Origin of the sequence: Lentzea flaviverrucosa (assembly GCF_003350445.1) — a bacterium.
Classification (GTDB): Bacteria; Actinomycetota; Actinomycetes; order Mycobacteriales; family Pseudonocardiaceae; genus Lentzea; species Lentzea californiensis.
Genome location: NZ_QQAU01000010.1, coordinates 71,003 through 96,867, shown reverse-complemented (window position 1 = coordinate 96,867; position 25,865 = coordinate 71,003). Strand labels below are relative to the sequence as shown.

General features: G+C 69.6%; 24 protein-coding genes and 1 tRNA gene. 8 read left to right on the top strand and 17 right to left on the bottom strand.

Going from position 1 to position 25,865, the window contains the following annotated elements; genetic code table 11:
• Positions 1–170: 170 nt before the first annotated feature.
• The 5 genes from DFR72_RS28395 to DFR72_RS28375 form a co-directional block, all read right to left on the bottom strand.
• Positions 171–512: a DMT family transporter gene (locus tag DFR72_RS28395; protein WP_090068417.1), complete on the bottom strand. Its 342-nt coding sequence runs from the start codon at positions 510–512 to the stop codon at positions 171–173.
• A 284-nt stretch (positions 513–796) separates the two neighbouring features.
• Positions 797–1,264 (bottom strand): thioredoxin-dependent thiol peroxidase, encoded by a 468-nt coding sequence (bcp, locus tag DFR72_RS28390; RefSeq protein ID WP_090068419.1) that lies wholly within the window; start codon positions 1,262–1,264, stop codon positions 797–799.
• A gap of 22 nt (positions 1,265–1,286) precedes the next feature.
• Positions 1,287–1,814: a hypothetical protein gene (locus DFR72_RS28385; protein WP_090068421.1), complete on the bottom strand. Its 528-nt coding sequence runs from the start codon at positions 1,812–1,814 to the stop codon at positions 1,287–1,289.
• A gap of 336 nt (positions 1,815–2,150) precedes the next feature.
• The gene (locus DFR72_RS28380) at positions 2,151–3,179 is read right to left on the bottom strand and encodes an LLM class flavin-dependent oxidoreductase (protein ID WP_090068423.1); all 1,029 of its coding nucleotides are present in this window, start codon (positions 3,177–3,179) and stop codon (positions 2,151–2,153) included.
• A 7-nt stretch (positions 3,180–3,186) separates the two neighbouring features.
• On the bottom strand, positions 3,187–3,939 hold the full coding sequence (locus DFR72_RS28375) for a hypothetical protein (protein ID WP_245983590.1): 753 nt from the start codon (positions 3,937–3,939) through the stop codon (positions 3,187–3,189).
• Positions 3,940–4,033: 94 nt separating this feature from the next.
• On the opposite strand from DFR72_RS28375, the gene DFR72_RS28370 reads away from it, so the two are divergent.
• Complete coding sequence (locus DFR72_RS28370) at positions 4,034–5,080, top strand: FAD-dependent oxidoreductase (protein WP_090068427.1); 1,047 nt, start codon at positions 4,034–4,036, stop codon at positions 5,078–5,080.
• 504 nt (positions 5,081–5,584) lie between these two features.
• Here the strand turns inward: DFR72_RS28370 and DFR72_RS28365 are convergent.
• Complete coding sequence (locus tag DFR72_RS28365) at positions 5,585–6,199, bottom strand: DedA family protein (RefSeq protein ID WP_245983588.1); 615 nt, start codon at positions 6,197–6,199, stop codon at positions 5,585–5,587.
• 363 nt (positions 6,200–6,562) lie between these two features.
• Between DFR72_RS28365 and DFR72_RS45725 the strand changes: the two genes are divergently transcribed.
• Positions 6,563–7,693, top strand: coding sequence for an ATP-binding protein (locus DFR72_RS45725; RefSeq protein ID WP_090068431.1), 1,131 nt, complete (start codon positions 6,563–6,565; stop codon positions 7,691–7,693).
• A 91-nt stretch (positions 7,694–7,784) separates the two neighbouring features.
• On the opposite strand, the gene DFR72_RS28355 is transcribed toward DFR72_RS45725, so the two are convergent.
• Positions 7,785–7,861 (bottom strand) — tRNA-Leu (locus DFR72_RS28355).
• A gap of 109 nt (positions 7,862–7,970) precedes the next feature.
• Between DFR72_RS28355 and DFR72_RS28350 the strand changes: the two genes are divergently transcribed.
• Positions 7,971–8,192 carry a DUF3618 domain-containing protein gene (locus DFR72_RS28350; RefSeq protein WP_090068433.1) on the top strand — a complete coding sequence of 74 codons (222 nt, stop codon included), beginning with the start codon at positions 7,971–7,973 and terminating at the stop codon, positions 8,190–8,192.
• Here DFR72_RS28350 and DFR72_RS28345 read toward each other — a convergent pair.
• The gene (locus tag DFR72_RS28345; RefSeq protein ID WP_090068435.1) at positions 8,189–8,803 is read right to left on the bottom strand and encodes a TetR/AcrR family transcriptional regulator; all 615 of its coding nucleotides are present in this window, start codon (positions 8,801–8,803) and stop codon (positions 8,189–8,191) included. The genes DFR72_RS28350 and DFR72_RS28345 overlap by 4 nt on opposite strands.
• 478 nt (positions 8,804–9,281) lie before the next feature.
• On the opposite strand from DFR72_RS28345, the gene DFR72_RS28340 reads away from it, so the two are divergent.
• Positions 9,282–10,424 carry a glycoside hydrolase family 27 protein gene (locus DFR72_RS28340; RefSeq protein WP_090068638.1) on the top strand — a complete coding sequence of 381 codons (1,143 nt, stop codon included), beginning with the start codon at positions 9,282–9,284 and terminating at the stop codon, positions 10,422–10,424.
• Positions 10,425–10,496: 72 nt separating this feature from the next.
• Positions 10,497–11,150 carry a hypothetical protein gene (locus DFR72_RS28335; protein ID WP_143086831.1) on the top strand — a complete coding sequence of 218 codons (654 nt, stop codon included), beginning with the start codon at positions 10,497–10,499 and terminating at the stop codon, positions 11,148–11,150.
• Here DFR72_RS28335 and DFR72_RS28330 read toward each other — a convergent pair.
• The gene (locus tag DFR72_RS28330; RefSeq protein ID WP_090068439.1) at positions 11,122–11,877 is read right to left on the bottom strand and encodes a class I SAM-dependent methyltransferase; all 756 of its coding nucleotides are present in this window, start codon (positions 11,875–11,877) and stop codon (positions 11,122–11,124) included. The genes DFR72_RS28335 and DFR72_RS28330 overlap by 29 nt on opposite strands.
• A complete protein-coding gene (locus DFR72_RS28325; RefSeq protein ID WP_090068441.1) occupies positions 11,874–13,010 on the bottom strand; it encodes a carboxylesterase family protein in 1,137 nt (378 codons plus the stop codon). The genes DFR72_RS28330 and DFR72_RS28325 overlap by 4 nt, the downstream gene beginning before the upstream one ends.
• Positions 13,011–13,119: 109 nt before the next feature.
• Here DFR72_RS28325 and DFR72_RS28320 point away from each other — a divergent pair, with 109 nt between their 5' ends.
• A complete protein-coding gene (locus tag DFR72_RS28320) occupies positions 13,120–14,157 on the top strand; it encodes a zinc-dependent alcohol dehydrogenase family protein (RefSeq protein WP_090068442.1) in 1,038 nt (345 codons plus the stop codon).
• On the opposite strand, the gene DFR72_RS28315 is transcribed toward DFR72_RS28320, so the two are convergent.
• Entirely contained in the window at positions 14,138–15,610 is a 1,473-nt protein-coding gene (locus tag DFR72_RS28315) for a flavin-containing monooxygenase (protein WP_090068444.1), read from the bottom strand. The two genes, DFR72_RS28320 and DFR72_RS28315, sit on opposite strands and share 20 nt — an antisense overlap.
• A gap of 115 nt (positions 15,611–15,725) precedes the next feature.
• Here DFR72_RS28315 and DFR72_RS28310 point away from each other — a divergent pair, with 115 nt between their 5' ends.
• A complete protein-coding gene (locus DFR72_RS28310; protein ID WP_211335575.1) occupies positions 15,726–16,301 on the top strand; it encodes a TetR/AcrR family transcriptional regulator in 576 nt (191 codons plus the stop codon).
• Here the strand turns inward: DFR72_RS28310 and DFR72_RS28305 are convergent.
• The 4 genes from DFR72_RS28305 to DFR72_RS28290 form a co-directional block, all read right to left on the bottom strand.
• Complete coding sequence (locus tag DFR72_RS28305) at positions 16,285–16,992, bottom strand: type 1 glutamine amidotransferase (protein ID WP_090068640.1); 708 nt, start codon at positions 16,990–16,992, stop codon at positions 16,285–16,287. The two genes, DFR72_RS28310 and DFR72_RS28305, sit on opposite strands and share 17 nt — an antisense overlap.
• The gene (locus DFR72_RS28300) at positions 16,985–18,232 is read right to left on the bottom strand and encodes a MurT ligase domain-containing protein (RefSeq protein WP_245983586.1); all 1,248 of its coding nucleotides are present in this window, start codon (positions 18,230–18,232) and stop codon (positions 16,985–16,987) included. The genes DFR72_RS28305 and DFR72_RS28300 overlap by 8 nt, the downstream gene beginning before the upstream one ends.
• An 88-nt stretch (positions 18,233–18,320) precedes the next feature.
• On the bottom strand, positions 18,321–18,806 hold the full coding sequence (locus DFR72_RS28295) for a helix-turn-helix domain-containing protein (RefSeq protein ID WP_245983585.1): 486 nt from the start codon (positions 18,804–18,806) through the stop codon (positions 18,321–18,323).
• A gap of 116 nt (positions 18,807–18,922) precedes the next feature.
• Positions 18,923–20,626, bottom strand: coding sequence for an LCP family protein (locus DFR72_RS28290; protein ID WP_090068448.1), 1,704 nt, complete (start codon positions 20,624–20,626; stop codon positions 18,923–18,925).
• A gap of 314 nt (positions 20,627–20,940) precedes the next feature.
• Here DFR72_RS28290 and DFR72_RS28285 point away from each other — a divergent pair, with 314 nt between their 5' ends.
• Positions 20,941–23,871, top strand: coding sequence for a glycine--tRNA ligase (locus DFR72_RS28285; RefSeq protein ID WP_090068645.1), 2,931 nt, complete (start codon positions 20,941–20,943; stop codon positions 23,869–23,871).
• Positions 23,872–24,307: 436 nt separating this feature from the next.
• Here DFR72_RS28285 and DFR72_RS28280 read toward each other — a convergent pair whose 3' ends face one another.
• Both DFR72_RS28280 and DFR72_RS28275 read right to left on the bottom strand, forming a co-directional pair.
• The gene (locus DFR72_RS28280) at positions 24,308–25,096 is read right to left on the bottom strand and encodes a chitosanase (protein WP_090068450.1); all 789 of its coding nucleotides are present in this window, start codon (positions 25,094–25,096) and stop codon (positions 24,308–24,310) included.
• A gap of 144 nt (positions 25,097–25,240) precedes the next feature.
• Positions 25,241–25,865: chitosanase (locus DFR72_RS28275; protein ID WP_147290343.1), on the bottom strand; the 625-nt coding region annotated here is incomplete at its 5' end.

Sequence of the window (25,865 nt, the reverse complement as noted above, 5' to 3'; positions counted from 1 at the left end):
TTCGCGGTCAGACGGGTGCATCGTGGTGTCGCCCCCACGTCCTCGTACTGGTTGTACGGGGCGTGGGGGCGGCGCCGCGAGGCGCCCTGCTGAGCGTGAATTACCCAGCCGACCTTCCGAGCCACACCACTAGTCACGCGGGGACCGAGGGCCTCGGTCCCGCGTTCAGATCACACCGCGGCGGCCTGCGCGTGGGACGCGACCGACACGACGCAGACGCCCGCGGCGATCAGGGCCATGCCTGCGAGCATTGCGAGGTTCAGCGGGTCGGCGAAGAGCACGCGGCTCGTGATCGCCACCAGGGCGATGCCGGCGCCCGCCCAGATCGCATAGGTGATCGCTACCGGCACGCCCATTCTGATCACGAGCGATTCCAGGTAGAGGGCGGTCAGGAAGCCGGCGCCGAGGCCCGCTGTGGGCCACGGTTTGGTGAAGCCGTCGGAGTATTTGAGGCAGAGGGTCGCGAAAACCTCCGCGCCCACGGCAAGGGCGAGCAACATCCACTTGAGCATTGAATTTTCCCAGCACGAAATGCACGCAGCGCTAGGCGCGCGTGTTGAAGACAACGGTTGACGGTGGGCGAAAAGCCCTGGTCAGCCGCCGCGCGTGGGGAAGTGGACTCGCAAGATGAAATCAGACGGGATGTCGGGGCCGTTAGGTGCCGTCAAACGACACACGGTGTATCACCCTCACCGGAACAGGGGCGGCTTTGTTGCACGCCCTCCCATCCAACATACCTGAAAAAGGGGCCGCCGTCGCAACAGGAGCGACGGCGGCCTCGTGTTTCGGCGGGAAATCAGGCGGGGAGTTCGCGCAGGAGCTTGGCGACGTGGCCGGTGGCGCGCACGTTGTACATCGCCTTGACGATCTTGCCGTCGGGACCGACGAGGAACGTCGAGCGGATGACGCCCTGGACGGTGCGGCCGTAGTTCTGCTTCTCGCCGAACGCGCCCCACTCGGTCAGGACCTTCTTGTCCGGGTCGCCGAGGAGCGGGAAGGTCAGGCCCTCGGCGTCGCGGAACTTCGCGAGCTTCTCCTGCTTGTCGGGCGAGACGCCGACGACCTCGTAGCCGAGGTCGTTCAGCTGCGCGAGGCTGTCGCGGAAGTCGCAGGCCTGCTTGGTGCAGCCCGGCGTGCTCGCGGCCGGGTAGAAGTACACGACCACGGACTTGCCGAGGTAGTCGGACAGGGACACCGGCTTGCCCTCGCTGTCGGGCAGCGTGAACGCGGGCGCGGTGTCACCAGGTTCGAGACGACTGGTCATGCCCCAGAGACTATTCCGGAGGCTAGGCCTGGCCCTCGAAGACGGTGGGCGCGTCCTGGCCCTGTCCACCCGGCTGGATGGTCAGCTGCACGCGCACCGGCGACTCCGGCACCGCGAACGCCAGCTGGAGCTGCGTGTCACGGCCCGGCGGGAGCTCGGCGACGGCGGCGGCGAGGCCGTTGAGGCCCTGCACGGAGTCGACGAGCTCTGCGGCGGGTTCACCGTCGGCCGTGGCGCGCACGGAGAGCTGGGAGGGCCGGTAGGGGGCCTTGGAGCCGTTGTAGACGGTGATCGTGAAGACCGCGGTGCGACCAGCCTTCGGGATCGCCGTTTCGGACGGCACGAGGGAGCGAGGGGCGGAGACCACGACGGACAGGCCCGAGGCCCACACGCGTTGCGTGCCGTACGCGGCGGCACCGGACGCGCTCGGCGTCTCGGCTCGCTGCTCGACGGTCAGGTTCTCGTCGGGGGTGACGGCGACACTGGGGCCCGCACATCCCGCCACGGCCAGCAACAGGCACAGGGCCGCGGCCGATTTGGCGAACTTCACGAACTCCCCTTTCCCACCCCGGCGGTGGGTGTGGACGACTCACGTCAACTGTGACGGTGCCGAAGAGGGAAGTGCGAACGAAAGAGGCCTCTGAAGCGGACCTGGTGCCGGGACGTGGCCGACTCGTGATGGGCGGCGTGGGCGGCGCCACAGAGTGCGCCGGCCCCACGCCGTCCTGCGGCCGAGGCCGCGGGTCACGCTAGGGAGCGCGTCGGGGGGCGTGCGCGCTCATACCGATCATCGCCCACTGTGTGCCCCGCGCTACAAGCGGAGCCGTTTATCACCCGTTCAGACCAGTTGGAGTCGTACAAAACGTGAAGCTCACGCCTGGCCGACTCACGTATGTGCGGCTGAACGGCCCAGCGACGGCGTCCGTTCGGCCAGCCCGGCGAGGAGCTCGAACGACCGCAGGCGGTCGTCGTGCCCGTGCACGATGGTCGTCACCATGAGCTCGTCGGCCGCCGTCGACTCCATCAACTCGTCGAGCCCGGCGCGGACCGTCGAGGGGGAGCCGATGACCTGGCTGGCCATGCGGTCCTCGATCACCAGCTCGTCGATCTCGGTGTACGGGTAGTCCGCGGCCTCCTGCGGCGTGGCCAGCGGAGCCGGGCGGCCCTGGCGCAGCCGCACGAAGGAGAGCGCTCCCGGACCCGCGATGTAGCGGGCGTGCTCGTCGGTGTCGGCGACGACGACCGAGGCGCACACCATCGCGTACGGCTCGTCGAGCACCTCGGACGGCCGGAAGTGCCGCCGGTACAGCTCCAGCGCGGGCAGCGTGTTCTGCGCGCTGAAGTGGTGGGCGAACGCGAACGGCAGACCCAGCACGCCCGCGGCCTGCGCGCTGTAGCCGGACGAGCCGAGCAGCCAGATCGGCGGCTTGTTGCCGGCGGCGGGCACGGCGTTGAGCTCGGCGGTGCCCTCGAAGTACTTGATCAGCTCGGTCAGCTCCTGCGGGAAGTTCTCCGCGGAGAGACCTGCCTCGGTGCGCCGCAGCGCCCGCGCCGTCTTCTGGTCGGTGCCGGGCGCGCGGCCGATGCCGAGGTCGATGCGGCCGGGGTGCAACGCCTCGAGCATGCCGAACTGCTCGGCGACCACCAGCGGCGCGTGGTTGGGCAGCATGACACCGCCCGAGCCCACCCGGATCGTCCGGGTCGCGTCCGCGATGTGCCCGATCAGCACGGCCGGCGCGGACGAGGCGATGCCCGGCATGTTGTGGTGCTCGGCGAACCAGTAGCGGTGGTACCCGAGGCGTTCGGCCTGCTGAGCGAGCTCCCGCGAGTTCCGCAGCGCGGTCGTCGCGTCCGACCCCGACGTGATGGGGGCGAGGTCGAGAACGGACAGCGGGATCTCACTGAGACGGCTCATGCATCGATCAACACCGATACTTCGTGACTTCTTCCGTGAGCCTGGTAACTCGTTTCGCGGCCTTCTCGTAGGTGGTGCCCTCCGGGTGCAGCGTCAGCACCGCGACGATGCTGAACCAGCACGTCCCGGACGTGTGCAGCGCCGGCGACTTCGTGTCCAGGTCCCACTGAACGCGCGGGCGCGGCCTGTCGACGCACGGCTTCGTCGGGTCGCCGAACCCCGACCAGCCCTGCTTGAACGCGGGCTTCCACGTGGCGGATGGCAGCCCGAACGACTGGTCGAACCCGTCCGACGCGCACTTCTCGGCCCGCTGCAGGTGGCCCATGATCGTGTGCCGCACCTTGGGCTTCGCGTCCTCCAGCACGTACCGGTAGATCTTCACGACGTCCGAGGCGCTCACGGCCGTGTAACCCCACATGCCGCGCTTCTCCGGCGGCCGCGTGTCGTCGAGCTTCAACCGCTCGGCCGTGCGCACGACGAGCTGCTCCCACCCGTTCTCCACCCACAGCTCGCTCGCCGCGTTGTCGTCGCTGACGCGCAGCATGGGTTCGATGCGCGGGTCGTCGCCCCGCGTCTCCAACTGCTCGATCGCGATCAGGATCTTCACCAGGGAGGCGGACCTGATCGGTTTGTGCACGTCCCGCCCGGTCACCTTGTGCGTGATCCGGTCGTAGACCGCGTAGGAGGCCGTCGGCTCGGGAACGGGGGCCGTCGTGGAAACGGGCGCCGCGAGCAACGCCATCGTCAGAGTTAGGTGCACGCTCCCGGAAGCTAGTGGCCACCCGAACCTTTTGCCCGATGTTTTGTGGGTCACAGGTGAGAAGGACCGGCCGCCTCCTTCCGTTGACCGAGGTGTGACGGATGTGGTGGTGATCGGCGCGGGACAGGCGGGCCTGTCCGCCTCGTACTTCCTGCAGCGGCGCGGTGTCGCCCACGTGGTGCTGGACGCGAACGACGCTCCCGGCGGCGCCTGGTTGCACCGCTGGCCGAGCCTGCGCATGCGGACCGTGCACGGCATCCACGAGCTGCCCGGCATGCCGTTCGAGCAGCCCTCACCCGACGAGCCCGCCAACGAGGCGATCCCGTCCTACTTCGCCCGCTACGAACAGCTCTTCGACCTGCCCGTGGTGCGCCCGGTGAACGTGACCCAGGTGGTGAACGACGGCGCGCTGCTCAAGGTCGAGACCACCGACGGCGTCTGGACCACCCGAGGCCTGATCAACGCGACCGGCACGTGGCGCCGCCCGTTCTGGCCGCACTACCCGGGCCAGGAGACGTTCCAGGGCCGCCAGCTGCACACCGCCGACTACCAGGGCCCCGCCGAGTTCGCGGGCAAGCGCGTTGTGGTCGTGGGCGGCGGCGCGTCCGCAACGCAACAGCTGATGGAACTCGCTCCTTTCGCCGCGGAGACCCGCTGGGTGACGCGGCACGAACCGGTGTGGCGGGAGGGCCCGTTCACCGAGGACTACGGCCGCTGGGTGGTCGGCATGGTCGAGGAACGCGTGCGGGCCGGCCTGATCCCGCGCAGCGTCGTCAGCGTCACCGGCCTGCCGCTGACCGACCAGACGCGTGCCGCCATCGCCTCCGGTGTGCTGGACCGCAGGCCGATGTTCGAGCGGCTCACGCCCACCGGCGTCGAGTGGACGTCCGGGGAACGCTTCGACGCCGACGTCATCCTGTGGGCCACCGGGTTCCGGCACGACCTCGATCACCTCGCGCCGTTGCACCTTCGTGCCTCCGGCGGCGGGATCCAGGTGGACGGGACCCGTGTGGTGTCCGACCCGCGGATCCACCTCGTGGGGTACGGGCCTTCTGCCAGCACGATCGGGGCGAACCGGGCGGGGCGCAGTGCGGTTCGTGAGTTGATGGGCTATCTGGACAGCTTGAAGGTCGCGCACTAGGCGGCCTCGCGTGCGGGTAGGCGTGGGTGTGGGCTGTGCACGGTCCGGGGTTGGCGCGCGGGGTGAGGGCTGACTGGGGTCGCTGCGGCCAGGCTTGGCTGAGGGGTGTGAGCGGCCCGAAACCGGCGCAGGTGAGATTGGCCGGGATTGCTGCGGGCGGACGTGGTTGAGGACGCGAGCGGTACGGGGAGTGGCGTGTGGACTGGCTCCGTGCAGGTGCTCGGGTACCACCCCAACGCCGGTGCGCGGTCGGCATTGCTGCGGGCAGGCGTGTGCTGTGCGCGGTCCGGGGGTGGCGCACAGGTGGAACGGCCGGATTGCTGCGTGCGAGCTTGGTCGAGAGACGCGAGCGGTACGGGTGCGGCGTGTGGACTGGGGTGCTGCACCCGTCGCAGCTGACCGGCGTTGCGTGATCGGACCTGGGCAGGCTCGGGGCCGCAAGTGGTCCAACGTGACGCCGGAACGTCTGACGCCCCCTGCGAGCTGCTCTGGCGTGCCGGGCGTTCAGACTCGCGACTTGGCGCGCCTCCTCGACAGGCGGGTGACCACGAAGATCAGCACTGCCACCACGGCCAGGCCCAGGACCACCTTCGAGCCGATGCCCACGTACTGCTCGACCAGGTGCCAGTTGTCGCCCAGCAGGTACCCCGCGAGGATCAGCGCCGTGTTCCACAGCAGGCTGCCCGCGGCCGTGTAGGCGAGGAACGGTGCTAATCGCATGCGTTCGACGCCGGCCGGGATCGAGATCAGGCTCCGGAAGACCGGGATCATGCGGCCGAAGAAGACCGCCCGGTAGCCGTTGCGCAGGAACCAGGCCTCGGTCCTGTCCACATCGGACACGCGGATCAGCGGCATGCGGGAGGCGATGCGGCGGACCCGGTCACGGCCCAGCAGGGCGCCGACCCAGTACAGCAGCAGGGCGCCCGCCACGGAGCCGAACGTGGTCCAGAGGATGGCGTCGAGCAGCGACATCTTGCCCTGGGCCGCCGTGAAGCCGGCCAGGGGCAGGAAGACCTCGCTCGGCAGGGGCGGGAACAGGTTCTCCAGCGCGATCGCCAAAGCCGCTCCGGGTGCGCCGGCCGTGTGCATCAGGTCGGTGACCCAGTCGACCAAGTTCATGGTGTCCAAGCTACGGATGGGGTGGGCAGGGGACATTGGGGTAGACCGCAAGGTTGGGGTGGGGGAAACCTCACCTCGACTGGGGGATGACCATTAGGGGGAGCTGGATACCCAGTGGTCAGCCGAAGAGCGCCGTCGGTCCGCGTGCCGTCGCAACGGTCCGCAACGTGCAGGGTGAGAGTCCTCACGCCGGTCGCCTTCACGGCCTGATCGCCGGTCCGAGAACGCGCGCCGGGGCACGGTCCGCGCCGAGCTGATCATTCCTCCACACAGGATTTGGTGGGACTCGGACATGTGTCGTTGGTCCACATCGTCCCGGAAAGGCCTTTCCGGTCTGAAATCGTTTGACTACGATCGTGTTCGATGGCTGACCAGGTGGGGACGTGCGCGTTCTGCGGCACCGGGACCGCCACCTCCCGGCGCAGGCAGGCGCGGTACTGCTCGAACGCGTGCCGGCAGCGGGCCTACCGGCAGCGCGTGCACGAACCCGTTACGGCACTGGACAGTTTCGTCGGCCGCGACGCCGAACTGGCCCGTCTCGGCGGGTTCGCCGGCGCGCGCGTGCTCACGCTCGTCGGGCCGGCCGGCGTCGGGAAGAGCAGGCTGGTCAAGGAGTTCGTCGGCAGCCGGGCGGTGTGGGTCGAGCTCGCGTCGGCGCACGACGTGGCGCGCGCCTGTGCGGCGGCGCTCGGTGAGCCGGTCGGGGAGCCCGTGCTGAGCACGCTGGTGCGGGCGCTGGCGGGCCGCGAGACGCTGCTGGTGCTGGACAACTGCGAACGCGTCGCGGCGGAGTGTGCGGCGTTGCTGGAGCCGTTGCTGCTCGGCTGTCCCGGTCTCGGGGTGATCGCGACCAGCCGCGAACCGTTGCGGGTGCCGGGCGAGGTCCTCTTCGCGGTGCAGCCGTTGTCGATCACGGACGCGGTGGAGCTGTTCGCCGACCGCGCCCGTGCGAACCAGGTGGGCCTGCGGCTGGGCGACCGGGACGCGCTGGCCGCTCTGTGCGCGCGTCTCGACCGCCTCCCGCTGGCCATCGAGCTCGCGGCCAGGCTGGTGACCCTGTTGCCCGTCAAGGAGGTCCTGGCGCGGCTGGACGACCGGCTGGAGCTGCTCAACCGGGGAAACCGCACCGCCGCGGAACGCCACCAGAGCCTGCGCGCCGCGATCGGGTGGAGCTACGACCACCTCAGCGCCGACGAGCAGCACGTGTTCCGGTGCATCTCGCAGGGGCACGGAGGCTTCGGGCTCGACGTCGCGGTGCAGGCCTGCGACCTGCCCTCGGACCGGGTGCTGGTGTTGCTGTCCGCGCTCGTGGCCAAGTCGCTGCTCACGTTCACCGGGGCCGGCCGGTTCGAGCAACTGGAGTCGGTCCGGCTCTACGGCAGGGAACGGCTCGCGGAGCAGTTCACGGAGCAGTTCGCGGGAGGAGCACGCGGTGCCTCGGCGACTGATCGGAAGGTGGTCCGCCGCGGGTCGGCCCCTGCGGCGAACCGCTGAGAAACCCTGACCCGGGGTGCGGGTCGCCCCCGCAGGACACGCTATCTGACCTGGGCGAACGTGCTCTGTGAGCACACTCGGCCGAGGAAGATGGTGAGGTCGGGGGGACTCGAACCCCCACTGGCTGGGACCTAAACCCAGTGCCTCTGCCAATTGGGCTACGACCCCTCGGGTGGAAGCCTATAGGCCCCCCATGTACACGCTCTCCCGGGTCGCGCGAAGCCGCACTCCCGGCCGTCCACTACGGTTGCGGGCAGAACCGCTGCTAGGAGGACATGTGGCTCGCGACCCCGACACCATCCAGCGCGAGATCGAGCAGGCTCGCACCGCGCTGGCCGCCACCCTGGACGAGCTCAGCGAGCGCGCCAACCCGCAGAAGCTCGTCGAGCAGGGCAAGTCGTCCGTGCTCGACGTGCTGAGCCAGCCCAGGGTCAAGTACACCTTGATCGCGGTCGGCGCCGTGGTCGGCTTCGCGCTGGTCCGCAAGCTCTTCCGCTAGGAAACCCGCACCAACGGCAGGAGCACCTGCTCGACGACCTTCTCCACGAACGGCTCGTCGAGCGGGTCCCCGGTCAGCATCAGCCGGTAGATCAGGGCCGCGCCCGCGATCTCGACGGCCATGCCGCGCGGTGCGTCGGCCTTGAGCTCGCCCCGTTCGGCTGCCCGGTCCAGGATGCCGCGCAGCACGTCGCGCTGCGAGATCAGGAACGTCTCCCGGAACGCCGTCGCCAGCTCGGGTTCGTGCGGCAGTTCGCCCACGAGTGCCTGAGCGGCCTTGCCGATCGGTCCTGAGAGGAACGCGGCGAACGACGAGAGGAACTCGCGCAGGTCTCCGGCCAGTGAGCCGGTGTCCGGTGCCGCGAGGTTCTGCGTGGCGAGCTGGGTGCACGTGTCGATCACGAGATCGAGCTTCGACTCCCACCGCCGGTAGATCGTCGCCTTGCCCGCTCTCGCACGGGCCGCCACCGCGTCCATGGTGAGGGCCCGGTACCCGACCTCGGCCATCACCTCGAGCGCCGCCTGACGTAAGGCGTCGTCCCTGCTGGCGTCGCGAGGACGGCCCCGCTGGGGGACCCTGCCCTCGTTGACCGCCGCTGTCGACACAGCCATGCCACCTCCTCGTACAAGGGCACGGCTGATGCGTGTCCTCCCCGCCCCTTTGGCGGCACATCCTAGGCGTTCTGCCCCACTCACAGGGCGGGCAGCACCCGGTTGTTGCATCGTGTTGAGATTGGTCGGTCCTGTGCGATGCGCCCAGAACTCCTACCTTTCGAAGGTCTGGACCAGGCTACCTCGCCGCGCGGCTGACCTCGAGCAGTTGACATGCGCGTGGGAGGAGCTGGCAATGTTCGCTGACAAAACACGTCTTCTCGGCAAGTTCACGGCTGCGGTGTCGCTAAAGGCAGCGACCAGCCGAGAGGGCAGGGCATCGGATGTCTTGCGCTGTGACGGCACGCCGGAACGCGTCCGGGAGGAGTTCCCGGTCCGGGATCTTCGAAATTCCTGTCGGAAACCTGAAGATCGCGACCGGTCCGGACGAACCCCGGGGGGTGTCAGGCGGGCGGTCGCGCTGGTCGTGCTGTCCACAATGGCCGGTGCGGTCCTGGTCGCCCCCGCGGCCAGGGCGCTGCCGGACGGTCTCGCCCTGACCCCGCCGATGGGCTTCAACAACTGGAACACCACCGCCTGCGGGCCCGAGTTCACCGAGGCGATGGTCAGGGACATCGCCGACATCTTCGTCTCGAAGGGCCTGAAGGACGCGGGCTACGAGTACGTCAACATCGACGACTGCTGGGCCGAGAAGACCCGTGACGCCGCCGGCCAGCTCGTCCCGAACCGCACCCGGTTCCCCAGCGGTATCAAGGCCGTCGCGGACTACGTGCACTCCAAGGGCCTCAAGTTCGGCATCTACACCTCGGCCGGCACCGCGACCTGCGAGAAGGACAACGGCTTCCCCGGCGGCCTCGGGCACGAGGAGTCCGACGCGCAGCAGTTCGCGTCCTGGGGCGTCGACTACCTGAAGTACGACAACTGCAACAACCAGGGCGTCGACGCGAAGGAGCGTTACCGCAAGATGCGCGACGCGCTGAAGAAGACCGGCCGTCCGATCGTGTTCTCGTTGTGCGAGTGGGGCCAGAGCAAGCCGTGGGAGTGGGCCTCCGACACCGGGCACCTCTGGCGCACCACCGGCGACATCGTCGACACCTGGCCGCGGACGATGGAGATCTACGAGGAGAACGTGGTGCTGGACTCCTACGCCGGGCCCGGCCACTGGAACGACCCGGACATGCTCGAAGTCGGCAACGGCAAGATGAGCGCCGTGCAGTACCAGAGCCACTTCTCGCTGTGGGCGATCATGGCCGCGCCGCTGCTGATCGGCTCCGACCTGCGCAAGGTCTCCGCCGACACGTTCACGATCCTGGAGAACAAGGACGTCATCGCGGTCGACCAGGACCGGCTGGGCGTGCAGGGCAAGCGGATCCGCACCACCGGCGCGTCGGGTGCCGACGTGATCGTGAAGCCGCTGGCGAACGGGGACAAGGCCGTGGCGCTGTTCAACAAGTCCGCGTCCACGCAGACCATCTCGACCTCGCTGGCGGAGATCGGCATGTCCGGTCCAGCGGTGCTGAAGGACCTCTGGACGAAGTCGGCGCACACCACGTCCGACGCGATCTCGGCCTCGGTCGCGTCGCACGCCACGGTGATCTACCGCGTCTCGGCGAACGGCTGAGGTCCCGCAGTCCCACGAGGACGGCCTGTGGCCTGGTGTAACGCGGGTCACAGGCAGTCTGATATCCCGTGCATGAAGGCAACGCGTCTACTCCCCGCCCTCGCGGTGTCCGCCGCGCTGGCGCTGGCGCCCGGCCTCGCGCTCGCCGACCCGGGAAACGGCAAGGGGAACGGGATCACGAACAACCCGAACGTCCCACCGGGACAGTCCGAGCAGGACACTTCGACGCCCCAGCCGCCGTCGAACGCAGACTTCAGCGGCAACGGCGCGAACGTGCCCGGCTCGTACGTCTCGACCCGGGACGGCTCACCGTCGCAGAACGGGAACGGTACGGGCGAGGCGAACGGCAGACCGTGCGCCGGTTGCGCCGGCAAGGCCGACAACAAGAACCCGCCAGGTCAGCAGCCGGGCGGTTCGGACGCCAACTCCGGCTACGAGTGCGACTCGAACCACGGCGTGGGCCGTGGCAACCCCGCCCACACGGGCTGCGTCCCGGCGGAAACGCCCCCGTCGACCACCAGCCCGTCAGTCCCGCCGGTGGTCCAGCAGGGCGGAGCCCCACCGGCACCCCAGGCGGTGCCGGCACCTCAGGCGGCGGCACGTGAGGTCGCGGACGACCTGGCGTTCACCGGCTTCGACCTGCTGCCGCTGGGCGTCGCAGGGCTCGTGCTCGTGGGTGGCGGCGGCGCCGCGGTGGTCATGGCCGACCGGGGCCGGAGACCCTGACCGCGAGGGCGAGCTGGGTCAGGTACCGCTTCACGATCCGGCCGTCGTAGCGCGTGTCGATCAGCTGCCGGACGTCCGCGAGCAACCGGTCGCGGTCCGGCAGCACGATGTGGTTCGAGTACGTGAGGAGCAGGTCCGCGTACTCCTCGGTGCTGTACGCCTGCTCCCACTCGTAGCGGTGGAACTCGGGCTCGCCGAAGAACGGGCTTTCGTCGAACTCGCACGGGATCGCTGAGGCGGGAGACTGCCGCAGGTTCGGCGGTGTGGTGGGATCCCAGCGCTCGTAGCACTCCTGCACGTCCACGAAGAACTGCTCGGTGCCGCCCGCGACGTGGTGCGTCGAGATCACGGCCAGCGAGCCTCCCGGACGCAGGGCCGCGGCGCAGCGGGCCATCCGGGTGGCGGGGTCGAGCCAGTGGAATGCCGTCGCCGACACCACCAGGTCGAACGGGTCCGGCAGCGGCCAGACGTCGAAGTCCGCCACGACCACCCGGGCGGCGGGGGCGTGGGCACGGGCGACGGCCGCCAGATCGGGGCTGAGCTCGACCGCCGTCACCTCGCCCAGCGCCGTCAGCGGCAGCGTCGCCTGGCCGGTGCCGGGGCCGATCTCCAGGACGCGCGGGCCGGTCAGGCGTTCGAACAGCTGCGGGGGATAGGTGGGACGTGCCCGGTGGTACCGGGCCGCGTCCTCGCCGAAGGTGGTGCGCAAACGTTCGCGGTCGGTCATCCGCCGAATTCAAGCGAGCGCGACGGCAACGCGTCCAGCCCGTTCCGCGCGAACGTCGTCCAGGCGCCCCGCAGTGTCTTGGCCAGCACGGGATCCGGTTCCTGGCCGGCGAGCATGCCCGCCCCGAGCCAGCCCTCCGGGTCGAACAGGAACGGCAGCTCCATGCAGTGGCACGAGCCCAGCGGTGCATCGGCCGGCGCCCACCCGAACAGGTAGGTGGCGACCCGGCCGCCCGCGGCCGTCCAGTCCTGCGCCAGCTGACGCGTGCCGATGGCGAAGATCAGCTCGGTCACGGCCTCCCAGTGCTCCCGGCTCTGCACGTACGGGCTGCCGTCGTCGGCCGTGTGCCCGACGAGCAGTTCGACGCGGGACGCGGCCGCGGCGAGGTCGCCGTCGACCTCCGGTGCGAACGGCATGCCGCCCGAGGGGACGAACTGGGGACCGACAGCGGCGACGGCCGCGACCTGGGCCGCCAGCACGTCCTGCACGGAGGTCGAGGTGTCGACGGCGATCGACGCGCGCAGAGCCGCCGTCATGTCCGCGCGTTCCGGGCTGCGGGTGCCCATCGGCGCGCTCTGCATGATCGCGCGGTGGAACAGGGCCTCCGTGTCGGTGAGAATCAGCGCGTACACCGAGTCGCCGCCCGCGGACTGCCCGAAGACCGTGACGTTCGCGGGATCGCCGCCGAACGCCGCGACGTTGTCCCGCACCCACCTCAGCGCGACGAGCTGGTCGAGCAGACCGAGGTTGTCGCGCAGGTAGCCGAAGACGCCGAGGCGGTAGCTGACGCTGACGACCACGACGCCTTCCGAGGCCAGCAGTCCGGCCTCGTACTTCGTGGACTCGCCGCTGCCGGTCACGTACGCGCCGCCGTGGAACCAGACCATCACCGGTAGACCGGACGCGCCGGCCGGAGCGGTCACCGAGAGCACCTGGCAGTGCTCGTCGAACGAGAGCCCCTCGACCGAGTTGCCCACGACCGCCGCCAGTGCGGAGGGGGGCTGCGGGCAGGCGGGGCCGCGCCGCGAGTCGTCGATCACCCCGTCCCAGGCGACCGGGGACGGCGGGGCGAAGCGGTCGGCTGTCGCATAACGGATTCCGCGCGCCCGTACGAGGCCTTCGGCAGTGATCACCGTCCGATACTAGGCACGAGTAAGCAATTCCACAGCGCCTCGATTCGGCGGAAACTCTCGGACAGGAGCACGATGTAACGGTTGGACAACGAGACCAGGGAGGCGCCCGGTGCGGGCTACGACGATCTACGGCACCCGAGACATCCGAGTCGAGGAGGTGCCGGACGCGGCCCTCCAGGAGGCCACCGACGTCGTCGTCCGGGTCGAGCTCGCGTGCATCTGCGGCAGCGACCTGTGGGCGTACCGGGGTGTGGCCAAGCGCGAGGGCGGGCAGCGGATCGGCCACGAGTTCCTCGGCATCGTCGAGGAGGTCGGCAGCGAGGTCCGCAGCGTCCAGGCCGGTGACCGGGTCATCGCGCCGTTCGTGTGGAGCGACGGCACGTGCGCGTACTGCCAGGCCGGGCTGCAGACGTCCTGCCGCAGCGGCGGTTTCTGGGGCAGCAAGGGCAGCGACGGCGGGCAGGGCGAGGCCGTGCGCGTGCCGCAGGCCGACGGCACGCTGGTCCGGGTTCCCGCGGACGCCCCGGCGGCGTTGCTGCCCGCGTTCCTGAGCCTGAGCGACGTCATGGGCACCGGTCACCACGCCGCCATGGGCGCGGGTGTCGGTCCCGGCAGCACGGTCGCGGTCGTCGGTGACGGCGCGGTCGGCCTGTGCGGCGTGCTCGCGGCCAAGCGGCTCGGCGCCGAGCGGATCATCGCGATGGGCCGCCACGAGGACCGCGCCAAGATCGCGAGGCTCTTCGGCGCCACGGACCAGGTCTCCGAACGCGGTGAGGCCGCGATCGAGCGGATCAAGGAGATGACCGGCGGGCTCGGTGCGTCCGCGGTGCTGGAGTGCGTCGGCACCGAGCAGTCGTGGGAGACCGCGATGGGCATCGTGCGCGACGGCGGCCGGATCGGCTACGTCGGTGTGCCGCACGAGATGCCGGGGCTGCCGCTGGGCAAGCTGTTCGGCCGCAACATCGCCATCGGCGGCGGTGTCGCTCCGGCACGCGCGTACCTGCCGGAGCTGCTGGCCGACGTGCTCGCCGGGCGGATCGACCCCGGTCCCGTGTTCGACCGGACGGTCTCGCTCGACGACGTCGCGCTGGGCTACCAGGCGATGGACGAGCGGACCGCCCTGAAGGTCATCGTGCAGCCGTCGTGAGGACGTAGTCCTCGGCGCGCACGCGCTTGGTCCGCATCCAGTACCGCCAGGTGAATCCCGGCCACACGGTGCGGTTCACGCCCTGCGCGTCGAGGTACCAGCTCTTGCAGCCGCCCTGGGTCCACACGCCCTTGGTGAGCTTCTGCTGGAGCTCCGTGTTGAACTCCTGCTGGGCCTCCACCCGCACGTCCAGCTCCGCTGCGCGGTGTTTTTCGAGGAGCTGGAGGCACTGCGAGATGTACCGGATCTGGGACTCGATCATGAACACGACCGAGTTGTGCCCGAGTCCGGTGTTGGGGCCCAGCAGGAAGAACAGGTTGGGGAAGCCCGAGACCGTGATGCCGTAGTAGGTCTCGATGCCCTCCTGGCGCCACTGCTTCGCGAGGTCGACGCCGCCCTTGCCCTGGATGTCCAGGTAGTCGAACGAGTCGACGACGTGGAACCCGGTGCCGTAGATGATGACGTCGACCTCGTGCTCGACGCCCGAACTGTCCACGATGGACTTCTCGCGCACCTCGGAGACCTTGTCCGTCACCAGGTCGACGTTCGGGTTTCCCAGCGCGGGGTAGAAGTCGTTGGAGATCAGCACGCGCTTGCAGCCCATGGTGTAGTCGGGCTTCAGCTTCCTGCGCAACGCCGGGTCCGGCACCTGCTTCTTCATGTGCCGCAACGCGATGCCCTGCGCGAACTGCATGATCTTCGGGTTGACCGCGAAGCCCAGCGCGGAGGACTCACGCGTCCAGTAGACGAAGTTGCGGTAGGCCCTTTGTGTGAAGGGCAGGGCGCGGAACAGCTTCTGCTCCCAGCCGTTGATCTCGCGGTCGGCCTTGGGCATGATCCACGGCGGCGTGCGCTGGAAGATCTTCATCGACGCGACCTGGCCGGCGATCTTCGGCACGAACTGGATCGCGGACGCGCCGGTGCCGATGACGGCGACGCGTTTGCCCGTCAGGTCGTAGTCGTGGTCCCACTGCGCGCTGTGGAACGCCTTGCCGCCGAAGTTCTCGATGCCGGGCAACTCCGGGACGTTCGGGATGTGCAACGCGCCGACGCCCGCGACCAGGGCCTGGGCCGTGTACGTGTCGCCCTGTTCGGTGGTGATGTTCCAGCGCTTGGCCTCGTCGTCCCACTGCGCGCCGGAGACCTTGGTGTTGAAGCGGATGTGCGGCCGCAGCCGGTACTTCTCGGCGACGCGCTGCAGGTAGCCGAAGATCTCGCCCTGCCGCGCGAACATCCGCGACCACTTCGGGTTCATCTCGAACGAGAACGAGTACATGTGCGAGGGCACGTCGCAGGCGCAGCCCGGGTAGGAGTTGTCCCGCCAGGTGCCGCCGAGGTCGGCGGCCTTCTCCAGCACCACGAAGTCGTGCTCGCCGCGGCGCTTCAGCTCGATGGCCATGCCGAGGCCGGAGAAGCCGGTGCCGATGACGACCACTTTCGTCTCTCGGTGCATGGGGAAGTCCCTCCGCTCGCGGTAGCTACTTCGCAGTAGGTTACCCCGAGTAAGTTACGAGCGGTAGACTCCAATCGTGACAGCTCCACGGCGCCGCATGCCCAAGGCCCAGCGCATGGCCCAGATGCTCGCCGTCGCCGAGGAGATCTTCGCCGAGCAGGGCTACCTCGCCACCTCCATGGACGAGATCGCCGAACGCGTGGGCGTCTCGAAGCCGATGCTCTACGAGTACTTCGGCTCGAAGGAAGGCCTGCTCATCGGCTGCATCCACCGCGCCCGCACGGAGCTGCGGGAGAAGACGGCGGCGGCGATCGCGGGTGCGGCGAGTCCCGAGGAGTTCCTGAGGCTCGGCCTGCTCGCGTTCTTCGAGTTCATCGACGAGCACCGCAGGTCGTGGGCGCTGCTGCGGCAGGAGGCGGCCGTGGCCGTGCCGTCGGCGCAGGAGGAAGTGGAAGGCATCCGCCAGCAGCAGACGGACATGATCGGGGCCGTGCTGGCGTCGTTCACGCCGGAGATCGACCCGCTGGAGGCGGAGGCGTTCGCCGAGATCGTCGTCGGCGCCACGGAACGGCTCGCGGTGTGGATGGAGCGCAGGCCCTCGGTGGGGCCCGCGCTCGCAACCGACTACGTGATGGCCGTGATCTGGCCTGGTGTCGCCGACAGGCTGGTGCCGGTCAGCTCGCTGCCTTGACCCGCTCCGCCCGCATGGCGGTGACGGCGGGCAGATCCAGCGGTGCGGGCTTCACGCCCGTCGCCCACTCGATCAGCAGGTCCGCGATCTGCGGGTTGCGCGGCAGCACCGGGCCGTGCAGGTAGGTGCACAGGATCCGGCCCTGGACGGCGCCCTCGACGCTGCCGTCGTTGCCGGTACCGACCTTGACGTGCGCGAGCGGCCGGGCGGCCGGGCCGAGCACGGTGCGGCCCTGGTGGTTCTCGAAGCCGGACAGCACGCCCTCGAACAGGCCGTCCGCCGGCTCGGCGAGGACCTCGCCGATCGCGCGGCTGCCGCCGGCGTGCGAGGTCGAGTCGATCAGGCCCATGCCGGGGTGCGTGACGTTGTCGGCACGGGTGAAGCTCTCGCCGAAGATCTGGATGCCGGCGCAGACGCCCAGCACCACGGCGTTCTTCGTGACGGCGCGCTGCAGGCCTGGGTGCTCGCGCAGGTGCTTCACCGCCAGCGTCTGCGCGGTGTCCTCACCTCCGCCGACGACGTAGATGTCGCACGAGTCCGGCACCGGCTGGCCGTAGTTGATGGGCACGATCTCGGCTTTGATGCCGCGCCACGTCATGCGCTTCTCTAGGACCACGGCGTTGCCGAAGTCGCCGTACGTGCCGAGGAGATCCGGCAGCACGAGCGCGATCTGGATTGTCGACTCACTCATCAGCGGCAGCCCTGGCATTCAAGTCGCGGAACGCGGTGTAGTTGGCGATGACCTCGACCGCCCCCTGCGGCATCTGGTCGATGGCCTTCAGGGGGTCGGGCACGATCGTGTGCTGGACCTCGGCGTAGGTCAGGCGGACGGCGAGATCGGTCGCCCGTTCGCCGGACGCGATGACCGTGCGGCCCTGGAGGCGCTCGAACGGGACGTCCCACAGCCAGCTCAGGTCGCGGCCGTCGGCCTCCTGGGCGTTGATCACCAGGACGGCCGGGTGGTTGGCCTCCTTGACGACCGTGAGGGTCTCGCTCCAGCCCGCCGGGTTCTTGCTGAGCAACAGCCGCGCGCTGCGGCCGCCCCGCTGGATCGTGCGGTAGCGGCCGCTCACGTTGGAGACACCGCGCAGGCGGCGCACCGCCTCGTCGGCGGGGACGCCCATCGCGTGGGCGGCGGCGGACGCCATGACGGCGTTGGCCTGGTTGAACTTGCCCGGCAGCGTGAGGCGCAGTTCGAGCTTCTGGTGGTCCGGCGTGATCATCGCCTCGTCGGCGGTGATCCAGTTCGGGTGCGGGCGCGAGAGGTCGCAGCCCGTGCAGTGCCAGTGCTCGCCCTGCCAGCGGATCGGGTTGCCGCAGCGCGGGCAGCTCGCCGAGTCGTGGTGCCAGCCGGTGCCCGTGGCGACCCAGACGACCTTGGAGGCGTTCCAAGCCGCGCTCGTCACCATCACGTCGTCGCAGTTCGCGATGATCGTGCAGTTCTGCAGCTTGTTGACGGCGTCGCGCAGCGACCGCTCGATGGTGCGGACCTCGCCGACCCGGTCGAGCTGGTCGCGCGAGAGGTTCAGGATCACCGCGACGGACGGGTTGCTGGCGCCCGCGACGGCCGGGAAGTAGGCCTCGTCGCACTCCAGCACCGCGTACGGCGCGTCCGGCTGCTTCGAGAGCGCCGTGACGTGGCCGTCGGGCATGTTCGCGCCGCTGTGGTTCGTGGCGACCTCGCCGAGCGCGCCCACGGCCCGCGCCAGCATCATCGTGCTGGTGGTCTTGCCGTTCGTGCCCGTCACGACGGCGACCCTGCGGCCCTGGGTGAGGCGGTTGAGCGCCTGCGGGTCGAGCTTCAGCGCAACCCGGCCGCCGATCATGCCGCCGGCGCCGAGACCCATCTTCTGGGACAGCGTGGAGCTCAGGTTGCCCAGTTTCACGGCGGCTGCGGTGCGCAGGGGGAGGCGGGCGGGGGAATCGTTCACCCCGGCGATGTTACCGGCGTTGCCGTTCGCCCCTTTCGGACGGTCGTTGCGTTGGTGTGAACGGGGTTCGGTACAACTACCGGCTCAGCTAACGGCTCAGGGCGCGCAGGATCCGGATGAGCTCCACCGCGGGCAACTGGCACAGCTGCGCCATGTTCTCGAGCGCGGGCAGGTCGAGGTGCACGTCGGGTGTGGCACCTGGCGGCAGCGCGTGCAGCCGTCCGGCCGCCCACCGTTTGAGCGGCAGGATCCGCGGGTTGTCGGCCGCGGCGATCGAGGTGAGGCTCAGCGTCAGGTGCCCGGCGGGGGTGTCGCCGAAGAAGCGTTCGTGCACGCGGGCGAGGACCTCGTGCGCCGGGACGTCGAGGGCGTGACAGATCTCCACGAGACGTACGACGGAACACTGCCGGGTGCCGAGTTCGTAGGTCGCCAGCGTCTGCAGCGAGATCTCCGTCTGCAGCCGCTTGTTCAGCTCCTTGCGGGTCCATCCGCGCTGCTTGCGAAGGCTGCGGATCTCATCACCGAGCACGCGCTGGTACGCCACTGTGTCGATTTGGCCGTTCGCAGTCTGCACCCTGGTCCTCCACCCCGTGAGCGGGTCTCACGGTGATGGAAGGCCCCAGTGCTTCGCCGCTTACGCAACTTGCCAGGAGAACCCCCCGAATGGGGGATACATATCTACTCTGAGTATCAGTTTACGCAGCGCACGCCGTCTGCGGAGATGGGCGGAGGGGCCGCGGGGTCAGCCGGTTGCTGACGCGCACCGTCCAGGGCGAGTACTCCGGAACCGGCGAAACCCTGCGTGCCGGGACCCGAGTAGTCCGATCCGAGGAAGACGCGGACGGCGCCGGCCGGCACGTTGACGTCCTCTTCGACGTTCAGGCCGCCGAGCGTCTCCTGGACCGCGTTCGCACCCGTCTCGCCGCCCTTGCCGTACCGGACGACCGACTTCGCCATGGCGTCGGCGTTGCCTGTCTGGCCGCCCGTGAAGCCCTTCGCGACGAGCGACTGGAGCACCTTGCCCGCGAGGCCGGGCTGGCCGGAGGCGTTGCGGACGTCGACGGTCACCGAGGCCTTGTCGAACTTCGGGTCCGCCGCGGTCGACGACGACGGGGCCTTGCCGAGGTTCTTGACGAACGTCCGCACCTCGGACTCGATCACCTCGACGGCCGAGCCGTCCTCGGGGGTCTGCAGGTCGGGGTTGCCGGTCGGGATCGTCTGGAACGTCATGTTGCCGCCCGTCATGTCCTTCATCTGCAGGGCGAACTTGGTGATGTCCCAGCCTTCGTCGAGCACGATCGCGCCGCTGACGGCCTTGATCATCTCGCTGCGCTTGGTGCTGTCGGTGAGCACGCCCGCGGACAGCATCTTCTTGGCGAGGCCCGCCATGAAGACCTGCTGGCGCACGACGCGGTCGAGGTCGCCCAGCGGCAGGCCGTGGCGCTGGCGGACGAACGCGAGCGCGTTCTTGCCCTCGATGGTCTGCTGGCCCGCGGGGAAGTTCGCGCCGGAGAAGCTGTCGCGCACCTTGGCGTTGAGGCAGACGTCGATGCCGCCGATGGCCTTGGTGATGTCGTAGAAGCCGACCAGGTTGACCTCGGCGTAGTGGTCGATCGTCGCGCCGGTCAGGGTCTGGATGGTCTCGATGAGGTTCTTCGCGCCCGCTTTGCGCGACTCCATCTCGACCTCGGGCGCGGGCTTGCCGCTGCCCTGCAGCTTCTCGGCGGCCTGGTTCTTGGCGAAACCGTAGGCAGAGTTGATCTTGTGTCGCCCGAACCCGCCCGCGATCTTCACGTAGGAGTCGCGCGGGAACGACACGGCGTAGGCCTTGCCGCTGTCGTTCGGGATGTGCAGCAGGATCAGCGTGTCGGTGTTGAAGCCGCCGTCGTCGGTGCCGCCCGCCTGCAGTTCGTTGAGGATGTTCTGCGGCAGCGGGTTGCCCTTGGAGTCGGTGCGGCTGTCCATGCCGACCAGCAGGATGTCGATCGCGCCGTCGGCGGGCTTCTCGCCCGCGTCGGCCAGGTTCAGGTCCTGCTTGGTCAGGCCGTCCGTCAGCGCGTTCAGGTTCTGCCACGCGATGCCGGTGACCAGCAGGATCGTCGCGGAGACCATGCTGATGAAGATCTTGGCGCCGGTGGAGGCGCCGCGCTCGGCCTTGCTCGGCCGGCGGGGCGGTGCGGGCCTGGGCCTCGGGCGGGGCGCGGCGGCCTCTGCCTTCGCGGGCGTGGTGCGGACCGTGGGACGGTCGGCGATCGGACGCGGGCGCGGGGCGGACGAGGAGGCGCGGCCTGGTTCGCTGCGGCTCGCCGACTCCCGGCGAGGGGGCTCGCGGCGGGGCGGTTCGGCGCGGCTCGAAGGCTCGCGGCGCGGCGGTTCGACGCGCTTCGGAGGCACCCGGCGCGGGGTTTCGGCAGCACCGGGCTGCCTGCGCGGGGGCTCGGCCGCGCGTGGCGGGACCTGCGGGCGGCGGGGCTGGCCCGTCTGGGGACGCGGGGTGGCGGAAGGTCGCCTGGGATTCCCTGTCGGGTCTCCCGGCCGCGGCGGCCGGTTGTCCACACCCACTCCTCTCAGCACATCCGGGTACACCAAGTAGACGTGCGGGGCCGCCACTCGGTTGTGCACAGCGTGGCACAGTGGCGGAGACCACCTGATCGAGGCCCCTTGACCAGCGGTTTTGTCTGTTTCGTAGACTCGTCGCCGTGTTGACGATGCAGGACGCGCTGCTCGCGCTGACCAAGTACTGGACCGACCGAGGTTGCATCGTGGTGCAGCCGTTCAACACCGAGGTCGGGGCGGGAACGCTGAACCCGGCCACCGTGCTGCGGGTGCTGGGTCCCGAGCCGTGGCGCGTCGCCTACGTGGAGCCGTCCGTGCGGCCCGACGACGCCCGCTACGGCGAGAACCCGAACCGGCTGCAGACGCACACCCAGTTCCAGGTGATCCTCAAGCCCGACCCGGGCGACCCGCAGGAGCTCTACCTCGGTTCGCTCGAGGCGCTCGGCATCGACGTGCGCGGGCACGACGTCCGGTTCGTCGAGGACAACTGGGCCTCGCCCGCCCTGGGCGCCTGGGGCCTCGGCTGGGAGGTCTGGCTCGACGGCCTCGAGATCACCCAGTTCACCTACTTCCAGCAGGCCGGCGGCATGACGCTGGACCCGGTGTCGGTGGAGATCACCTACGGCATCGAGCGGATCATGATGGCGCTGCAGGGCGTCGACCACTTCAAGAAGATCGCCTACGCGCCCGGCATCTCCTACGGCGAGGCGTTCGGCCAGGCCGAGTACGAGATGTCGCGGTACTACCTCGACGACGCGGACGTGGAGGCGAACAAGCGCCTCTTCGAGGAGTTCGCGGCCGAGGCCCGGCGCATGCTCGACGCCCGCCTGCCCGTTCCGGCGCACAGCTTCGTGCTGAAGTGCTCGCACATCTTCAACGTGCTGGACGCGCGCGGCTCGATCTCCACGACCGAGCGCGCCCGTGCGTTCGGTCGCATGCGCGGACTGGCGCGCGAGGTCGCCGCGCTGTGGGCGGAGCGCAGGTCCGAACTGGGGCACCCGCTCGGTGTGGCCGAACTCCCGGCCGTCGTCGAGAAGCCCTCGTCCTTCGCGGACGTCGTCGCGCCGGCCACGCTGCTGTTCGAGATCGGCACCGAGGAACTGCCGCCGCACGAGGTGACCCGGACCGTCGACGCGGTGCGCGCCGCGGTGACCTCGAAGCTGGCGGCGACCCGGTTGTCCAGCGGCGAGGTGACGGTGCACGGCACGCCGCGCCGCATCGTCGTGCTGGTGCCCGCGGTGTCCCCGCGTGAGCCGGACGCCGAACGCACCGTGCGCGGTCCTCGCGTCTCCGCCGCCTTCGACGGCGACGGCAACCCGACGAAGGCCGTGCAGGGCTTCGCGCGCGGCCAGGGCGTCGAGGTGTCGGCGCTCGGGCGTGTGGAGGAGAACGGCGTCGAGTTCGTCGCGCTGACCAAGTCCGACGCCGGTCGTGGCGCCGTCGAGGTGCTGAGCGGGCTGCTGGCCGAGGTCGTGTCGGACCTGCGCGCCGAGAAGAACATGAAGTGGAACGACCCGAAGCTGTCGTTCACCAGGCCGATCCGCTGGCTGCTCGCGTTGCTGGGGGAGACCCCGGTGCCGGTCGCGGTGTCGTCGCTCGCCTCGGGCACCTCGACGCGCGTGCACCGGACCGCCGACGCACCCGTCGTCGAGGTGTCCAAAGCAGACGGTTACCTGGAGTTCCTGGAGTCGCACGGCATCCAGGCCGACTCCTCGGTGCGTTCCGCCTCGATCGTCGCCGCCGCGCAGGAGCTGGCGGCGTCGGTCGGCGGCGTCGTCGAGGTCGACGGCCTGCTGGACGAGGTGACGAACCTCGTCGAGTGGCCGACGCCCATCCTCGGTTCGTTCGAGGAGCGGTACCTGGAGCTGCCGGGGCAGATCCTCACCACCGTGATGCGCAAGCACCAGCGCTACCTGCCGGTGCGGTCGGCCGACGGCACCCTGCTGCCGCACTTCGTGGCCGTGGCGAACGGTGCCGTGGACGCGGACCTGGTGCGCGCGGGCAACGAGGCCGTGCTGCGCGCCCGGTACGAGGACGCGGCGTTCTTCTGGCGGGCGGACCTCAAGACGCCGCTCGACGAGATGAAGTCCGGTCTCGCGAAGCTGACGTTCGCGGACAAGCTCGGCTCGATGGCCGACCGGGCCTCCCGGATCGCCGCGCTGGCCGGCCGGTTCGCTTCGGTGGTCGACGTCGACCGCGAGACGCTGGACCGGGCGGGCGCGCTGGCCAAGTTCGACCTCGGCTCGCAGATGGTGATCGAGCTGTCGTCGCTGGCCGGCGTGATGGCCCGCGAGTACGCGGCACGCGCGGGCGAGACGCCCGAGGTCGCACTGGCGTTGTGGGAGATGGAACTCCCGCGTTCGGCGGGCGACGCGCTGCCGTCGTCGGTGCCGGGTGCGCTGCTGTCGCTGGCGGACCGCTTCGACCTGCTGGCGGGCCTGTTCGGCATCGGCGCGCAGCCGACCGGTTCGTCCGACCCGTTCGGCCTGCGCCGCGCGGCTCTCGGCGCGGTGACCGTGCTGCGGGCGCACCCCGACCTGCGTGCGATCACGCTGCCGGTGGCTCTTTCCCTTGCGTCCGAAGGGCTCGAGGTGTCCGCGGAGGCCCTGGAGACGGCCCGCGAGTTCGCGGTGCGCCGGTACGAGCAGGCGCTGCTCGACGGCGGGCACGAGCACCGGTTCGTGCAGGCGGTGCTGCCGCTGGCCGACTCACCGGTGCTGGCCGACGAGACGCTGACGCAGCTGGAGTCGCTGGCCGGTGACGAGTCCTTCGACGCGCTGGCAGCGGCCTTGCAGCGGGTGCGGCGGATCGTGCCCGCGGCCGTCGAGGGCACGTACGACGCCTCGGTGTTGTCGGAACCCGCCGAGGTGGCGCTGCACAAGGCGTTCGACGGGGTGTCGCGGGACGTCGTGGGGCTGGCGGCGTTCTTCGCCGCCGCTGAAGGGCTGACCGGGCCGATCAACACGTTCTTCGACGAGGTGCTGGTCATGGCCGAGGACGAGAAGGTCAAGGCGGCTCGGCTCGGGCTGCTGGCGTCGATCCGGGACTTCGCTGCGCCGGTGCTGGACTGGACGCAGCTGTAGGTCGCTCGGGTGGGGCGTCCGAGTCGGGCGCCCCTACCTCGGCCGTGCGGGTCGGCATGCGTTGGCTGGCGCCGGTTCCAGCGGGGTTGGTCGCGTTCCCGTGTGAGAGGTCGCCTTGCAAGGGTGGTTGCGCGGGTCGTGACGGAACTGCGCGGGGTTGCGATTGGGGCTTGACCTCGAGCCTCTGGCGGGATGCTTGACGGCCGGGAGAAGGCCGGGCTGAAAAGCGCCCGGCCGTGCCCGTGAGGGGAGCATCCCGCCCCCTCGAGGTAAAGCCCCAATCGCCATGAGCGGACCCGAACCGCAACCCGGCGCCCTAGGTTCGGACGGCTCGCTTCGCATCGCCACGCCAGACTCGTACGTCGCCTTGCGTTGCCTTGCTGTAGGCGAAGAGGAGGGCGCCCCGCTCGGGGCGCCCTCCTCCTTGTTTGAGCGGTTAGTTGATGCTGAAGCTCTGGCCGTAGACCTTCCACTTCAGCGGTGTGTTCAGGTCGAGGTTGCCGGCCTTGAGCCACACGCGCTGCGCCGTGTCGACGCGGCTGGTGTTCTCGTGCGCGGGCTCCTGCTTCATGGTCCACACGCGGGCGTCCATGAAGGCGTTGAGCCAGGTGGTCTCGTTGCCGCCCTGCGATGGCGGCTTCGCCTTGGCGAGGGCGCGCTTGCGGATGCCCGAGAAGTCCAGGCTGCCCCAGCCGTCGCCGTGCATGACGATCGCGTCGTAGTACGCGAACTGGCCCAGGGCGCGCACGCCGTCGGCCTTGGCCTGGCGCAGCGCCGGGTTGAAGTAGACGCGGTCGCGTTCGGACTCCTGTGCTGCCTTGAAGACCGAGTCCTTGGCCGCTGTCTTCCAGTCCTTGGTGTAGTTGGGGTCGAGGCCGGAGTGCGAGTCGGTGCCGTTCACCCTGCGCAGTGCGGGGAGGTACTTCTCCAGCACGTTGCCCGGTTTGCGGGACTTGTAGAGCTCGACGAGGTCGAGCATGTCACCGGTGCCGCTGCAGAAGCCGATGATGCCCGCGGTGTAGCCGCGGCCGTCGTCGATGTCCTCGATGTAGCCGAACTGCGCTTTCCAGTCCGTGGACGAGTTCTCCGCGCTGGACACGATCTGCATCGCGATGTCCTTCATGCGCGGGTCGTTCAGGTCGGCCGCCTGAGCGGTGCCCGTTGTCGCGGTGGCGAGCGCGACGCATGTCAGAACTGCGGCCACCACTCGGCCTGAGATCCTCATGCATTCCTCCCGGGGTGTCCCGGGCGGCGGTGCAGCAACGGTAAGGGGTCCGGACCTTCATCGGCAAGAATGTTTACAAATTTACGAAAGTGGAGGACGCCCTGGTCAGGACGCCCTCCACTTCTCATGTGTGAAACCGCAGGTCTAGTTGATCGTGAAGCTGTCGCCGTAGACCTTCCACTTGAGCGGCGTCTTCAGGTCGAAGTTGCCGGCCTTGAGCCACGCGCGCTGCGCGGTCTCGATGCGCGACACGTCCTCGTGCGCCGCTTCCTGCTTCATGGCCCACACTCGGGCGTCCATGAAGGCGTTGAGCCAGGTGGTCTCGTTGCCGCCCTGCGACGGCGGCTTCGCCTTGCCGAGGGCGCGCTTGCGGATGTTGCTGAAGCTGGTCTTGTCGCCGCCGTCACCGTGCACGACGATCGCGTCGTAGTACGCGAACTGGCCCAGGGCGCGCACGCCGTCGGCCTTGCCCTGCTTCACTGCCGGGTTGAAGTAGACGCGGTCGCGTTCGGACTCCTGTGCTGCCTTGAAGGCGGAGTCCTTGGCGGCCGTCTTCCAGTCCTTGGTGTAGTTGGGGTCGAGACCCGAGTGCGACTCGGTGCCGTTCACCTTGCGCAGTGCGGGGAGGTACTTCTCCAGCACGTTGCCGGGCTTCTTGGTCTTGTAGAGCTCGACGAGGTCGAGCATGTCACCGGTGCCGCTGCAGAAGCCGATGATGCCCGCGGTGTAGCCGCGGCCGTCGTCGATGTCCTCGATGTAGCCGAACTGG